We start from the raw sequence: 14,810 nt of genomic DNA on the forward strand, positions 1-14,810 counted from the left end.
TCGACGATGCAATCGCGCCGAACAATGGCTTGGTCCGCCTCGTCACGCACACGATTCGACAGCCATACGGGCGGACCGCATTTCTCATCCATGCCTGGAAAAGCCATGCTCCTCATCGTTCTCGCCTACCTTGGTGGCGCCCTGACTATTCTCAGTCCGTGCATCCTGCCAGTGCTACCGTTCGTCTTTGCGCGCGCCGATCAACCATTCGTGCGCAGTGGTCTGCCGCTGCTTGCCGGTATGGCGCTCACTTTCGCCCTCGTAGCAACGCTTGCGGCCGTCGGCGGCGGATGGGTGACTCAGGCCAACGAGTATGGGCGATGGCTCGCTACGACTCTGCTCGCCGTCTTCGGACTGATTCTGCTGTTTCCTCGCTTCGCCGATCATCTGATGCGCCCTCTGGTAAGCGCCGGCAATCGCCTGTCGAACTTCGCCCAAAGGGACGGACAAGGCGCTCGCGTAGGGTCGGCGTTGCTGTTGGGTATCGCCACGGGTCTGTTGTGGGCCCCATGTGCCGGGCCTATTCTCGGCCTGGTACTGACAGGTGCGGCGCTGCGCGGCGCCAGTGTCGGCACGACGCTTCTACTCGTCGCGTATGCGGCCGGCGCGGCCACCTCACTTGGAGCGGCGTTGCTGATCGGTGGCCGCGTGTTTGCTGCAATGAAGCGTTCGCTCGGCGCGGGAGAATGGATTCGCCGTGGGATCGGCGCGGCGATCTTGTGCGGCGTGGCAGCGATCGCGTTCGGTCTCGACACCGGCATCCTCGCACGAGTGTCGACCGTCTCTAGAAGTGGAATCGAACAGAAACTGATCGACCGGTTGTCACCAGGCGTGACGCCGCTGGATCCGCGTTTCGTCAAACGATAGCCCTTAGCGCATCGCCAGATGAATCAGGATCTCGAACGGCAGCGCGAGCAAAAGCGCGCCACTGACTCCGAGACTCCACAGCCCCACGAGCCACAGCATGCGTCGAACTTTAATGTCGCACGTCTGCGCGATTCCAGTGTGCATCGCACCGCTCCTAGTCATATTTGGTGCCGGGTACCAACTTCCCTCTGAACACCCAGTACCCTGCCGTTGTGTACACGAGGATTACCGGCAGAACCACGAGAGCGCCAGCGAGAGCGAAAGTCTGGCTAGCCCTTGGCGCAGCTGCGTCAACGAGGGTCAGCGAATAGGGAATCGCATAAGGCCAAACGCTGACGAGCAAGCCTATGTAGCCCAGTAGTACCAGCGCGAGTGCCAGGATGAACGGCATCACGTGCAGCCGCTTTCTGGCCGCCGAGAACATAAACCATGCACCGACCGCAACAAGCAACGGCACTGGCAAAAGGCGTGACAGCATGCCCGCTTCAAACCAGCGTTCTGCAATCCGTGGATCGGAGAGCGGCGTCCATACGGACACAGCGATCATGAAGAGCAGCAGTAAAGCCGTCAGCGGCGTGATGAGAAGATGGAGCCGGCGTTGCAACTCACCTTCGGTCTTGATGACGAGCCAGCATGCGCCCAATAAGGCGTAGGTCGCCATCAGCCCCAAGCCCGAGAGTAGACTAAAAGGCTCAAGCCAGAAGAACGCATCGCCGGCGAAAGCGTTGTTGGCAATCGGAATGCCTTTCAAGTAAGCACCGAGAATCACTCCCTGAAAGAACGATGCGCCTGCGGAGCCACCAATAAAAGCAAGGTTCCATAGGTTCTTTGTGCGATCCGCCTTGCCGCGGAGTTCGAAGGAAACGCCGCGAAAAATAAGGCAAACCAGCATTGTGATGATCGGGAGATAGAGCGCGGACAGCGCGACCGAATACACCAGCGGGAAAGCTGCAAACAACGCCGCGCCTCCCAGCACCAGCCAGGTCTCGTTGCCGTCCCAAACGGGTGCGATCGCATGCATCATCAGGTCGCGCTCGCTCTCGTCAGGAAAGAACGGGAAAATCAGCCCCACCCCCAGATCGAATCCATCGAGCATCACGTACATGAAAAGACCCAGCGCAATGACCGCAGCCCACGCAAATGTCACGTTCATTTCCCACTCCTTTCGAGGCTATGTTGAGCAGCACTGCGCAGCTCAGCTACGGCTAGCGGCCTGCGCCCAGTGCGGCCTATCTCCAGGGTCGGGCGTCCAATAGGCTTTCCCACTTCATCAGGCACAACCGGCCCTTCCCGCAGGAAACGCACGACGTAGTAGATGCCGGTTCCGAACACAACACAGTAGGCAATGACGAGAACCATGAGAGAGATCCCAACACTCTGCGACGTGACCGGCGAAACCGCTTGCGCGGTTCGTAGCACCCCATAGACAACCCAGGGCTGTCGCCCCACCTCAGTGGTGATCCATCCTGCCAGTAGCGAGATAAACCCCGTGGGGCCCATAAAAAGAACGAAGCGCTGATACGTCCTGCTTTCGAAAATTCGCCCCCGTCGCCGCAGCATTACCCCGATGAGCGCCATCAGAATCATCAACATGCCAAGGCCTGCCATAACGCGGAAGGTCCAGAAGATGATCGACGAGTCAGGACGGTCTCCCGGGGGAAATTCCTTGAGACCGCGAATTTCACCGGTCCAGCTATGCGTCAGGATCAGGCTACCTAGATGCGGAACCTGCACGGCGTGACGGGTCACCTCCGAGTTCATGTCGGGAAAGCCAATCAGGTTCAGCGCGGTTCCGCCTTTTTCGGTTTCCCAAAGCCCCTCAATGGCTGCGATCTTGGCCGGCTGATATTTGCGCGTATTCAGGCCGTGCTGGTCACCAACAATCGCCTGAACCGGCGTAAGGACCAGCAATAGCCAGAGCGCCATCGAAAACATCGTCTTGACCGCTGGATCCCTCCGGCCCTTCAGTAAATGCCACGCACCTGTAGCCGCAACGACGAGGGCCGCGACAATGAACGCTGCGAGAGTCATGTGTGCAAGCCTGAACGGAAAGGAAGGGTTAAAGATAATCTTGAACCAGTCGAGCGGAACGACATGGCCGTTCTCGATCTTGATACCTTGGGGCGTCTGCATCCAGCTATTTGACGCAAGGATCCAGAACGTCGAGATTAAAGTGCCGATCGCGACCATCAGCGTGGCGCCGAAATGTGCACGCGGCCCTACTTTTTCCCAACCAAACAGCATGATTCCGAGAAAGCCCGCTTCAAGGAAAAATGCGGTCATGACTTCGTACGTCAGAAGAGGGCCCGTGACGGGACCTGCGAACTTTGCGAACCCCGACCAGTTCGTTCCAAACTCGTACGCCATCACCACACCGGACACGACGCCCATGCCGAATCCGATCGCGAAAATCTTAGACCAGTAAACGCAGAGCTCTTTGTAGTGACGTTTACCCGTCCGCAGCCACACTGCTTCAAGTACGGCTAAAAAGCTCGCCAGGCCGATGCTCAAGGCCGGAAAAATTATGTGGAACGATATAGTGAAAGCAAACTGTATTCGCGAAAGATCGAGTGCGTTCGGATTCATGTCGGTCCCCTTGGTGAAGCTCGCCAACTCTGGTGGCCTGCGGTGCGATTTCTTGCGCTGCAGGCCATCCCATCACGCTTTCAATACACCTTAGCGAAGGTTGGTTCTCGCAAGCTCGACGATTTCGTCCCCTCGTCCGTTAAGGATGGCGCGCAACATATACAGGCTGAAACCCTTTGCTTGTTCGAACTCGATCTTCGGCGGCATAGCGAGTTCGTGTTTTGAAGTCACCACGTCGACGAGCGCCGGGCCGGGGTGTTCGAAGGCGGCTTTCAAGGCTGCAGCAATGTCTTCGGACTCTTCGACCCTAATGCTGAAAATCCCGGCCGCTTTCGCAATGGCGGCGAAATCCGTCTTGCTCAGATCTACGTTGGTGTCGAGATAGCCGCCGGCCTTCAACTCCATGGAAACGAATCCCAGCAGACTGTTGTTGAACACCACGACTTTGATAGGAAGATCGAGTTGCCGTGCCGTCAACAGATCCCCGAGCAGCATTGACAGACCGCCGTCCCCGGACAAAGAGACAACTTGCCGCCCCGGGTTGGCTCCCTGCGCGCCAAGCGCTTGTGGCATGGCGTTCGCCATGGACCCGTGATTGAATGAACCATGCAGCTGACGCCTGCCATTCATGCTCAGGTACCGCGCCGCCCAGAGCGTGGGCGTTCCGACATCCGCGGTAAAGATCGCATCGTCGGCGGCCGCTTCGTCGATTAGCCGTGTCAGATACTGCGGATGAATGGGTCTATCAGGTTCAGACGCAACCGCAAGATCCTCGAGATCCATTCTCGCCGTGGTGTAGTGCGCGATCGCATTGTCCAGAAAGCGCCGCTCATCCTTGTGCTGTAAAAGCGGCAGGACCGCTCTGATCGTATCCTTGACCGTCCCCACGAGCCCGAGCGTAAGCGGTGCCCGATGGCCGAGCTTCGAGCCCTTCCAGTCGATCTGCACGATCTTCGCGTTGCCCGGATAGAACGCGCGGTACGGGAAATCCGTACCCAGCATCACTAGCGTGTCACACGACTCCATCGCATGATATCCAGAGCTAAAGCCAATCAGGCCAGTCATGCCAACGTCGTACGGATTGTCCCATTCGACGAACTGCTTGCCGCGCAGGGCATGGACCACCGGTGCCTTAAGCGCTTGCGCCAGCGCAACCACTTCGTCATGCGCGCCCGCCGTACCACTACCGCACAGTAACGTGACATCTTTCGATGAATTGAGTAGATCCGCCAGACGGTCAATATCGGCAGTCGCGGGAATAATCGCCGCTGGGGATATTTCGCTCCACAGGCCGACCGGGTGCGGACACTCTTTCAGTGCGACGTCTCCGGGCAAAACGATGACAGCGACGCCGTGCTCCTCAATGGCCGTGCGCATTGCTCGTTCGAGCACTCGTGGGAACTGTTCCGGATTCGTCACGAGCTCGGCGAAATGGCTGCATTCCCGGAACAACTCCTGAGGATGCGTCTCCTGAAAATAGCCTAAACCGATTTCCGACGACGGAATGTGTGCGGCAATTGCAAGCACGGGCTGATGATTGCGATGGCAGTCGAACAATCCGTTGATCAAATGAAGATTGCCCGGACCGCAGCTGCCCGCGCAGACGGCTAGCCGTCCGGTCGATGCTGCGTCTGCTCCCGCGGCAAACGCGGCACTTTCCTCGTGACGCGTGTGCATCCAGCGAATCGAACCGAGCTCTTCAAGGCTAAAGGCGAGTCCGTTCAGACTGTCACCTGTTACGCCCCAGATTCGTTCTACGCCAGCGGCGGCAAGGGTTTTTGCCAGATAATCGGCGATAGTCTGTTTGCCCATGGTTTACTCCTGAAAAAATTGGAAAATCGCAAGCCGCTTCAAATTCGGGGAGCGGCTTTCTCGATCTCAAAAACCGCCCTCTTATGGCGGGTTGATGCTCTCGTGTTCAACCAAATGTGATGGCGTACGCTTCGACGCCGGGGTCGAGAAACTGAATAGAAAAGGTGTGATCGCCAACGTCGTGCTTCTGTCGGACCAGTTGATACAACCGATGCTCCGTTACGGTGCCGCTGCCGTCATCGGCGACGTCGGTGCCGTGTGCATCACCGGGTGCACCGCCATCGATACTGACTCGAAAGCGGACGGGTTTGCCGTCCTTGCCCGGACCCAGTACCAGGTGGAGATCCCGCGCATGAAAGCGGTAGACGATGCTTCCCGACGCTGCGGCAAGCGTTGCGCGGTCCTTTTCAACGTCCCATTTGCCCGCAAGACCCCAGTCATTGACAGTGGGCTGGGTGGGCGCAACATAGGTGTGAATCTCGTCCTGCGCCTCGCCGCCTGGTGATGCAAAATTATCCGCCTGTGCGTAACCGATGTATGTCTCAGGCGACTGCAGGTCAGCGACGTCCGCAGGCAGTTCTATCCCCGGCGTAACAGCGTTCGCGGCACTTGAAACTTTCTTCGTCGCATCAGAACTCCCCGCTTCCGCCAACAGAATCTGAATCACCTTCTCTGATTTGGCGTAGTTGCCTTCGCCAAAATTGTGGTGCCGAATCTGTCCGCGAGCATCAATAAAATACTGTGCGGGCCAATACTCGTTGTCGAGACCACGCCAGATCGCATAATTGTTGTCGATAGCCACCGGGTAATCGACGCCAAGTTCATGCGTCGCCCTCTTGACATTGTCAATATTGCGCTCGAACGCGAACTCAGGCGCATGCACCCCGATAACCACCAGTCCCTGACTTTTATATTTGTCTGCCCAAGCTTTTACATACGGAAGCGAGCGCAGGCAGTTGATGCACGAGTACGTCCATATGTTGATCACAACCACCTTGCCACGCAGGTTCTGATCCGTCAGAGGCGGCGAATTCAACCACTGGACGGAGCCGCCCAGCGGAGGCAACGCTCCCTCCACAGGCAACAGTGCTTTGTATGCGCCCGTACTGTGGTCCGATACCTTCATCACTCCACCCGACAGGTTCCAATGAGCCAGCTCGGTTATCCCGCCGCCAAGCCGACGACCAGACCCAATTGAGGGAGCTAGGCCAATCGAATCCTTTTCAGGGGACAAGCGATCTGGGGGCCTCTGCTCGCGGCCACCAACGATTGTCAGCGTCGCTACGATCGCGACTGTCGACGCCGCTCCGATGAGTATTGGCAACATCCTTGCAGCGAACCGTTGTCTGTTTCGCGAAAACAGGAAGGGCAGCACCGGCAAGATGCACAGGCTGAGAATAGCGAGCGCGCCACCGAAGTAGGCAATGACAGTGAGCAGCATCGTCGTTTCCGAGGGTTACAAATCAAAAAGGGCGCCTCGCCTACGCGAGAGCTGTATGCGGTGCATGCCGCTGAGGGCTATGCCACCACACGCAAAGTGGCTGCCGACTCCTGGATAGGCGGCTTGCTGAATCGGTCGAGCACGAAGTCGATAAAGCTGCTCACCTTCGCGGTAAGACATCTGCGTTCGTAGTAGACGAGCGCGATGTGTTGCGGACCGCCGTTTATCTGGTAGCGATCGAGTAGCGGCACCAACCTTGCCTTTGCGATGTCATCTGCGACAAGCGGAATGGGCAGCAACGCGATACCCATGTTGGCCAAAGCCGCAGAACGAACCGCAGCACTACTGGTAGCACTGAGGATGCTGCTCACCGTGATTTTCTGTACTCCAGTCCCGTCAGCGAACTCCCACGAGCGGGCTCCGTCGCGCTCCGTTAGCAGATCATGCTGCTGAAGGCTGAACGGACTGGTAGGCTCCCCCCGCCGCGCCAGATATGCCGGGGCAGCGACTAGGATCTCCTTGATTGTTATCAGCGGGCGGCAGACGAGTGAAGAACTGATTGGATAGCGGTCTGTGGAAAAGCACACGTCGAAGCCCCCTTCGATCACGTCGATCGGCCCATCGGACGTCGTTACCTCGAAATCTACTCGAGGGGCAATTGTGCGATATGACGCCAGCAACGACGCAAGACCAGTCGTAGCAAACACTGCCGGCGAAGCAATACGAAGTACACCGCAGTGGTCGTGTGCGGTACGAACCAGGCCCGACTCGACCTCATCGAGAGCCCGGGTGACGGCGCGGCACCCATCGAGGTAAACCTTGCCCGCCTCGGTAAGTGACAGACTGCGCGTCGAGCGGTTCATCAGACGCATATTGAGTTGCGCCTCCAGCATCGCGACGTTGCGCGTGATTGCGGCCGGTGACTTGTTCAATTGCTTACCAGCAAGAGAAAAGCTACTGAGTTCAGCAACACGCATGAAGACACGGATAGCTTCCAGCTTGTTCATACTCTGACTCATCTATAAAGTGCGACCGACGCAACATCGGTCAGGCGATGTGAAGAAATACCCGGATTCGAGCAAGTCGATTGGTTGCACACGGCCATTCGGAACAGCACAAGACGTGCTGACATGAAATCAAGATACGTGCAGATACACAAAAACAAAATCATACGAATCGGTGCGATCGCCCCTGCTCACGCGTGCGGAGTTCATACATACGTATGTCCGAGCCAAGCAGTACGCTGGATCGATTTCGCGTGGCTGTTGCCGCTGGGCCTGGACCTGAATCCTGACAAATAACTTATCGGTTTCAAAGCCATACCCGAGTATGAAACGCCGATATACACGTGCAATCACCGGCATCGGTTTGTATGCTGGCCTCACGAAATCAGAGCAGTTATCTTGAAGCATGGCCGACGCTGCCTTTAGCCACATCCGTAAAAACGCAATCCATTCCATCAGCCATCACGTTACTCGGCGTAAGGAAATTGCCCTCATTGGACGTATAAATCATGCTTACGATACCTTCCGTCGATGATGACGCTCTGCTAAATCAACGTGGTCTCAATACGGAAGTGCGGAGCACACGCGCCTCAACACCGGTTGATAGCATGTCTAACCTCCAGGCGTTTATCGCGCTAGATCAGATTTCTGCTGCGGCTATCGGGCATGCAGTGCTATCCGCCATTCGCAGCGTCGGCGTTGATTCGCTTGTGCTGGATGCAGACGTAATGTCGATGGTGGAAGAGCGCATTCGAGAATCAAATGATCTCGGCAATCAGATACCGCGCACTAAACACTCCGATGCTGCGATTGAAACCGCCTTGCGCATTGGGGCGCTCGAACTCGACCTCTTAAAGAGGAAGGCAACGCATAACGGCCATACCCTGGATCTGAGACCCACCGAGTTGAAAGTGCTCGAATGTCTGATGCGCCGCGCCGATCAGATCGTGACGCGCACGATGATTTTCGAAGACGTGTGGAATTGCCACTTCGATCCGCACACGAACCGCATCGACGTCCACGTCGGAAAGTTGAGAAGGAAGCTGGCCGCGCAGGATACGGGGCCGCATATTCATACTTTCCGAGGTGCTGGTTACATGCTCAAGTGAGCGCCACGCAGTCACAGCCTTTGTCCCTTTCCGCTGTTTCGCAGAACTCCTACAAAAGTCATGAACGCCATTGTCCTGATCGCACTGCGCCGCCCACTGACTTTTGTCGTAATGGGCATCCTGATCCTGTTGTTCGGCGCAACGGCCGTACGCAAGACCCCAACAGACATTTTTCCCGACATCAAGATTCCGGTTGTCGCCGTGGTGTGGACCTACAACGGCCTGTCGCCACAGGACATGTCGGGCCGCGTTATCTACTACTACGAACGCGCCCTGACTGCGACGGTCGACAATATCGAACACATTGAAAGTCAATCGCTCTACGGGCGCGGTATCGTCAAGATTTTTTTCCAGCCCGGAACCGACATAGCCGCCGCACAGGCGCAGATTACTTCGATATCACAAACGGTGTTAAAGCAGTTGCCTGACGGCATTACCCCACCACAAGTCTTATCGTATAGCGCTTCCGACGTTCCGGTTCTCGATCTGCAAGTGTCAGCGCAAGGATTGACCGCCGCCCAAGTATACGACCTGGCGTCGAACCTGATCCGCCCGCAACTGGTTGCCGTGCCAGGCGCCGCCATTCCTGCGCCATACGGTGGCGCGGCCCTCAACGTAGAAATCGATCTTGACCAAACCAAGCTGATGGCTCACGGACTTTCCGCCGTAGACGTCGGCAATGCGTTGAAGTCACAGAATGTCGTGCTTCCCGCCGGCGACCAGAAAATTGGTGCGCTGGATTTTCTGGTCGAAACGAACGCCAGTCCGGTGGAAGTGGCGACATTCAACAACCTGCCGGTCAAGACCGTCAACGGCGTGACGGTGTATCTGCGCGATGTGGCCTATGTCCACAGCGGCTCACCACCGCAGACTAATGCGGTTCTGGTGAAAGGCAAGCAAGCGGTGCTTATCCAGATCCTCAAGAGCGGCAATGCCTCGACGCTGCAAGTCGTAAGCGGGATCAAGAAAGTGCTGCCAGGCATCATCCGCACCCTGCCACCAGGTGTGCAGATCACTACTTTGAACGACGCATCTGGCTTCGTGCGCGACTCGGTGAAAGAAGTGGTCCAGGAGATGATCACCGCTGCCATCCTGACCGGCCTCACGGTATTGCTTTTTCTCGGGAGTTGGCGTGCGACCCTCATCGTTGCTACGTCGATTCCGCTGGCCATCCTCTGCTCCGTGCTGGCGCTCTCGTGGTGCGGACAGACTATCAATATCATGACCCTTGGTGGACTTGCGCTTGCAGTCGGCATTCTCGTCGACGACGCAACCGTGATGATCGAAAACATCGACGCTCACCTAGAAGCCGGTGCTGAGCTTGAGCCGGGCATCATCACCGCCGCGAACCAGATCGTTGTTCCGACTTTTGTTGCCACGTTGTGCATTTGTATCGTATGGCTGCCTCTATTCCAACTCGGCGGCGTCGCGGGTTATTTGTTCGTGCCACTCGCCGAAGCCATCATTTTCGCGATGATCGCGTCATTCATTCTCTCGCGCACATTGGTGCCGACCATGGCGGCCTACCTGTTACGCGGCCAGGTTGAGCAGCGCAAGCGGGGACCGGTGGAGCATTCGGGCATATTCACGCGCTTTCAGCGCGGTTTCGAGCATCGCTTCACGCAGTTTCGCGTGGCGTATCGCAGCACGCTGACGCGCGTCGTCATGCAGCGACGGCGCTTTGTGACGCTATTCTCCATCGGAGCGTTCGCGTCACTTGCCCTGCTTGGCTTTCTCGGACGTGACTTCTTCCCGGGTATCAAGTCCGGAGAGATCGATATGCATATGAGGGCGCCGGTCGGTACGCGTCTTGAAGACGCATCCGAGATTGCGGTCCTCGTCAACGCATCGATCCGCAAAATCCTGCCTGGCGAGGTCACCAACGTTCTGGACAATTGCGGCCTCCCCGTAAGCGGCATTAACGAGGCGTATAACTCGACCGGCACGATCGGCCCGCAAGACTGCGATATCACAATCAGTCTGAAGAGCAACCGCTCACCCGTCGACGACTACCGTTTCAAGCTGCGGCGCGAACTTCCCAGACTGTTCCCAGGAACGGCCTTCACGTTCCTGCCGGGCGACATCACGGCAAAGATTCTCAACTTTGGACTCCCAGCACCAATTGACGTACAGATAGCCGGTAGCTCACAAGACGCCAATTTCGCCTATGCGCAAGCCTTGGCCGCAAATCTGCGTCGCATTCCTGGTAGCGCCGACGTCAATATCCAGCAAACGCTCAACCAGCCTACCTTGAAGATCGCCGCGTCGAGGTCGTTCGCTTCCGGTATTAATCTGACTGAGGCTGACATTGCCAACAACGCGCTCGCTACGCTGTCCGGTAGCGGCCAGACCGCACCGACCTACTGGCTCGATACCTCAGCTGGTGTGTCGCACCTCGTGAACCTTCAAACTCCACAGGATGAGTTGAGCTCGGTTAACGATCTCGAGACCATTCCTATCGATGGGACGAACGATGGCACAAGTGGTAATGGCCCGCAGCTTCTAGGTGCACTGAGCCGCATCAGCCAGACCGGTACGCCCTTGCTTGCGTCGCACTACAGCATCCTGCCGGTGATCGACATTTTCGTCAGCAATCAGCAACGCGACCTCGGTGCGGTACAGGATGCAGTGGATCACGTCGTCGCGGGTATGAAGCACGAAATCCCGCGCGGCGCCAGCGTACGCCTGCTCGGTCAAGGCCAGACCATGCGCAGCGCGTATGCCCAATTGCTCGCCGGGCTGGCGCTGTCGATCCTGCTCGTCTATCTCGTCATCGTCGTGAACTTTCAGTCATGGCTGGACCCGTTCATCATCATCACCGCGTTGCCCGCCGCGCTGGCCGGAATTGTCTGGAGTCTCTTTCTGACCAACACCACCCTATCCGTGCCGGCGCTGACCGGAGCCATCATGTGCATGGGGACTGCGACTGCGAATTCGATTCTGGTGGTCTCGTTCGCCCGTGAGCGTCTCGCCGCCCACGGCAATGCTGTAGAGGCGGCGATCGAGGCAGGATTTGCACGGATCAGGCCGGTTTTGATGACCGCGCTCGCAATGATCATCGGCATGCTGCCAATGTCCTTCAGCAATACCCAGAACGCACCGCTAGGACGCGCCGTCATCGGTGGTCTGCTGTGCGCGACCTTCGCCACGCTACTGTTTGTGCCGTGTGTTTTTGCACTCTTGCACCGTGACAGAAGCACTAACATGGAGTCGCACGCATGAACGCGAATCAGGAAGTTTCACTCTCGCGCCGTATGCCGGCCTGGCTGCTGGCAGCATTGGCTGCCCTGCTGGCAGCCGGATTCATCATCCTCGGCATCACCCGACGCTATAGCAATGTGGCGGACCTGCGGAATGTCGCCTCTGAGGAATCGATCCCTCAAGTACAGATCATCTCACCAGCGCCTGGGCCCGCAACGCGCTCAATTACGCTACCTGGCACGATCAAGGCGTGGTCTTATGCGCCGATCTATGCGCAAGTCTCGGGCTATGTGACCAAGTGGTTCAAGGATTACGGGGCTCCGGCGAAGGCCGGCGAACTGCTTGCAACCGTCGACGCACCTGCTGTGGACGAGCAATACGAAAGCGCCCTCGCAGACCTCGAGGTCGCGCAAACGAACTACCAGCTCGCGAAGGTCACCGCGGCTCGTTGGAGCTCGCTCGCCGGCACCCAGGCGGTTTCGCAACAGGAAGTAGACGTGAAGGTCGCTGATGCTGCCGTGCAGATGGCGCAAGTCCACGCAGCCGAGCACAAGGTCGCGCGCTTCAAGGTACTGGAGGCTTTCAAGAAGATCGTTGCTCCTTTCGACGGTGTAGTCACGTCTCGGAATACCGACGTGGGCAACTACGTCAACGGAGCCGGTGGCGACGTCGGCGCACGCGGTTCGGATGACGAATTGTTCAGCGTGGCGGACATTCACGAGATGCGAGTCTTTGTTTCCGTGCCACAGGATTACTCCGGAATGCTCGAACCCGGCCTCACAGCCACGCTTACGTTGCCGCAGTATCCTGATCGGGTGTTCAAGGCATCTTTCGACACGACAGCGAACGCATTCAATCCGCAGACGCGCACTGTGGTGACAGAATTGCTCATCCCTAACCCAGATCACCTGATTTGGCCGGGCACCTACGCAGACGTGCATTTCGTCGCACCATCCGATCATGGTGTGCTGATCGTCCCCGAGCAGGCGTTGCTGTTTCGCGCGCAAGGGATGCAGGTCGCACTGCTCGACGCCAGCAATAAAGTACATCTGCAAGGTGTCAAACTTGGCCGCAATCTAGGTCAGACGGTCGAGATCGTAGGCGGTCTGAAACGTTCAGACCGGCTGATTCTCAATCCATCTGCTGGCACGCTAGAAGGGGAACAGGTGCGCATCGCCGCTGGTGTGCCGGGCATTGCGCCTGATGCAAAGTTCCGCCCCCCCGGGGCAGACGCTGCCACCATGAGTGATACGCAGCACGCAAAGGTTCAGGCCGCAACCGACAACGGGGATCAATGATGGGGCGCGCTCGATCTTCTTTCCGGATCACCTGCTGGGCAGCGCTAACGCTGCTTGGCGGCTGCGATCTCGCGCCGGTCTATACACCCCCGCAGACACTCCTACCGGAACGATACCAGGGCACGAGTCCATTCGTCACTGCGAGCCCGCAGGATCAGCTCTCGCACGGCCCCTGGTGGCAGATGTTCGGCGACACGCAACTGGATCAGCTTGAGACGCAGCTCGATGCGTCGAACCCTGATTTACAGGCCGCCGAACAATCTTATACGCAGGCACGCGATGTTGTAGCGGAAGCCCGTTCGGGGCTCTTCCCACAATTGACTACCCAAGCCTTCGTGTCTGGTAACAGGGAGTCCGCTCACGCGTTGTTCCACAGCGGTAGCAACGCCGAGCAGCAGGCTTCGAATGGATATGGCGCGGCGGCAGTCTGGGAACCCGACTTCTGGGACCAGATCCACAACAGCGTCAAACAGGCGAAGGCGAACGCAGAAGGCGTGGCGGCAGACGTTGCATCCGCACGCTTAAGTCTCGAACTGGAATTGGCAAATGACTACATGGCAATCCACGGTCTCGATACCGAGCACGCTGTCTATGTTCAAACGATCCGGCTTTATCAGAACGCAGTGGGAATCGTGCAGCTCCGTCTCGCCGGCAAGATTTCTTCTGGCCTCGATGTTGCACGTGCCCAGAACCAGCTCGCTTCGGCTCAGGCTGCGGACACCGACGTCCAGGCGCAGCGCGCTGTGCTGGTGCATGCCGTTGCTGTGCTGGCGGGGGTGAATCCGTCGACCTTCACGCTGCCGGCTTTGACGAACGCGTCGGCCGCGGTCCCGACGGTACCCGTGGGGGTACCGTCCGACCTGCTTCAACGGAGGCCCGATGTAGCCCAGGCCGAGCGTGCCATGGCAGCGGCCAACGCCGCCATTGGCGTGGCCCGCGCCGCGTTCTATCCCAACATTCGTCTTAGCGCTTCGGTGGGTTTTGAAGATACCGGCTTTGCACTGGCATCGCTACCCAACAGCCTCTGGGCAGTCGGCGCGTCCGCAATGCTACCGATCTTTGAGGGCGGACTGCGCAGAGCTGAATTGCAGCAAAGCAGATCGATATATGTCCAGACCGCGGATCACTACCGCTCGGTTGTACTTGATGCTTTCCGGCAGGTGGAAGACCAACTGGTTCTGACCGACAAGCTAAGCACTGAGGCCGAACAACAGAGGCAGGCATTACAGGCCGCGGCGAAGGTACAAGACATCGCACTGAACCTCTATACAGGCGGCCTCGACAACTACCTGAACGTGACAGTCGCGCAGATAGCCACATTGACCGCGCAGATAGCCGAAGTCCAGGTGGAAACCCGGCGCTTGCAAACGGCGGTTGCACTGGTAGGCGCATTGGGCGGTGGGTGGACTTCCTCGGATCTACCCAGCGGAGATCAAACCATACCGTTTAGTCCGCTACACCTGCACGAAGACGACTAGCTTTGCGAAGACTC

The 14,810-nt window shown here is 57.9% G+C and carries 9 protein-coding genes and 2 pseudogenes; 5 read left to right on the forward strand and 6 right to left on the reverse strand.

Translation table 11 applies throughout. The annotated features are described in order from the left end of the window. Window positions 1-105 precede the first annotated feature (105 nt). Window positions 106-840, forward strand: a pseudogene (locus tag BUS06_RS33375) (cytochrome c biogenesis CcdA family protein); the annotation flags it as partial. A 30-nt stretch (window positions 841-870) separates the two neighbouring features. Here BUS06_RS33375 and BUS06_RS37995 read toward each other — a convergent pair. The 6 genes and pseudogenes from BUS06_RS37995 to BUS06_RS33400 form a co-directional block, all read right to left on the reverse strand. Next, a complete protein-coding gene (locus BUS06_RS37995; RefSeq protein WP_167379454.1) occupies window positions 871-1,011 on the reverse strand; it encodes a hypothetical protein in 141 nt (46 codons plus the stop codon). 10 nt (window positions 1,012-1,021) lie between these two features. After that, window positions 1,022-2,020 carry a cytochrome d ubiquinol oxidase subunit II gene (gene cydB, locus BUS06_RS33380; protein ID WP_074268538.1) on the reverse strand — a complete coding sequence of 333 codons (999 nt, stop codon included), beginning with the start codon at window positions 2,018-2,020 and terminating at the stop codon, window positions 1,022-1,024. Beyond that, window positions 2,017-3,453, reverse strand: coding sequence for a cytochrome ubiquinol oxidase subunit I (locus tag BUS06_RS33385; RefSeq protein ID WP_074269465.1), 1,437 nt, complete (start codon window positions 3,451-3,453; stop codon window positions 2,017-2,019). Before BUS06_RS33385 ends, cydB begins: the two co-directional genes overlap by 4 nt. Before the next feature lie 90 nt (window positions 3,454-3,543). Further along, window positions 3,544-5,265, reverse strand: coding sequence for a ubiquinone-dependent pyruvate dehydrogenase (gene poxB, locus BUS06_RS33390; protein ID WP_074268539.1), 1,722 nt, complete (start codon window positions 5,263-5,265; stop codon window positions 3,544-3,546). A 106-nt stretch (window positions 5,266-5,371) separates the two neighbouring features. Further along, a pseudogene (locus BUS06_RS33395) lies at window positions 5,372-6,574 on the reverse strand (thioredoxin family protein); the annotation flags it as partial. A 209-nt stretch (window positions 6,575-6,783) separates the two neighbouring features. Further along, window positions 6,784-7,713, reverse strand: coding sequence for a LysR family transcriptional regulator (locus BUS06_RS33400; RefSeq protein ID WP_074268541.1), 930 nt, complete (start codon window positions 7,711-7,713; stop codon window positions 6,784-6,786). A gap of 605 nt (window positions 7,714-8,318) precedes the next feature. On the opposite strand from BUS06_RS33400, the gene BUS06_RS33410 reads away from it, so the two are divergent. From BUS06_RS33410 to BUS06_RS33425, 4 genes are read left to right on the forward strand one after another with little or no spacing between them, the layout of a single operon-like run. After that, window positions 8,319-8,819 (forward strand): winged helix-turn-helix domain-containing protein, encoded by a 501-nt coding sequence (locus tag BUS06_RS33410; RefSeq protein ID WP_074268543.1) that lies wholly within the window; start codon window positions 8,319-8,321, stop codon window positions 8,817-8,819. 60 nt (window positions 8,820-8,879) lie between these two features. Continuing rightward, window positions 8,880-12,041, forward strand: coding sequence for an efflux RND transporter permease subunit (locus BUS06_RS33415; protein ID WP_074268544.1), 3,162 nt, complete (start codon window positions 8,880-8,882; stop codon window positions 12,039-12,041). Further along, a complete protein-coding gene (locus tag BUS06_RS33420; RefSeq protein ID WP_217272843.1) occupies window positions 12,038-13,318 on the forward strand; it encodes an efflux RND transporter periplasmic adaptor subunit in 1,281 nt (426 codons plus the stop codon). Before BUS06_RS33415 ends, BUS06_RS33420 begins: the two co-directional genes overlap by 4 nt. Continuing rightward, window positions 13,315-14,796 carry an efflux transporter outer membrane subunit gene (locus tag BUS06_RS33425; RefSeq protein WP_083611717.1) on the forward strand — a complete coding sequence of 494 codons (1,482 nt, stop codon included), beginning with the start codon at window positions 13,315-13,317 and terminating at the stop codon, window positions 14,794-14,796. The genes BUS06_RS33420 and BUS06_RS33425 overlap by 4 nt, the downstream gene beginning before the upstream one ends. The last annotated feature ends 14 nt before the right edge of the window (window positions 14,797-14,810 follow it).

Origin of the sequence: Paraburkholderia phenazinium (assembly GCF_900141745.1) — a bacterium.
Lineage (GTDB): Bacteria > Pseudomonadota > Gammaproteobacteria > Burkholderiales > Burkholderiaceae > Paraburkholderia > Paraburkholderia phenazinium_B.

What these genes read in the sequence shown, in the direction of transcription:
- BUS06_RS37995 (WP_167379454.1), bottom strand. Translation starts at nt 1,011, where the DNA reads ATGCACACTGGAATCGCGCAGACGTGCGACATTAAAGTTCGACGCATG.
- cydB (WP_074268538.1), bottom strand. Translation starts at nt 2,020, where the DNA reads ATGAACGTGACATTTGCGTGGGCTGCGGTCATTGCGCTGGGTCTTTTC.
- poxB (WP_074268539.1), bottom strand. Translation starts at nt 5,265, where the DNA reads ATGGGCAAACAGACTATCGCCGATTATCTGGCAAAAACCCTTGCCGCC.
- BUS06_RS33425 (WP_083611717.1), top strand. Translation starts at nt 13,315, where the DNA reads ATGATGGGGCGCGCTCGATCTTCTTTCCGGATCACCTGCTGGGCAGCG.
- BUS06_RS33385 (WP_074269465.1), bottom strand. Translation starts at nt 3,453, where the DNA reads ATGAATCCGAACGCACTCGATCTTTCGCGAATACAGTTTGCTTTCACT.
- BUS06_RS33415 (WP_074268544.1), top strand. Translation starts at nt 8,880, where the DNA reads ATGAACGCCATTGTCCTGATCGCACTGCGCCGCCCACTGACTTTTGTC.
- BUS06_RS33410 (WP_074268543.1), top strand. Translation starts at nt 8,319, where the DNA reads ATGTCTAACCTCCAGGCGTTTATCGCGCTAGATCAGATTTCTGCTGCG.
- BUS06_RS33400 (WP_074268541.1), bottom strand. Translation starts at nt 7,713, where the DNA reads ATGAACAAGCTGGAAGCTATCCGTGTCTTCATGCGTGTTGCTGAACTC.
- BUS06_RS33420 (WP_217272843.1), top strand. Translation starts at nt 12,038, where the DNA reads ATGAACGCGAATCAGGAAGTTTCACTCTCGCGCCGTATGCCGGCCTGG.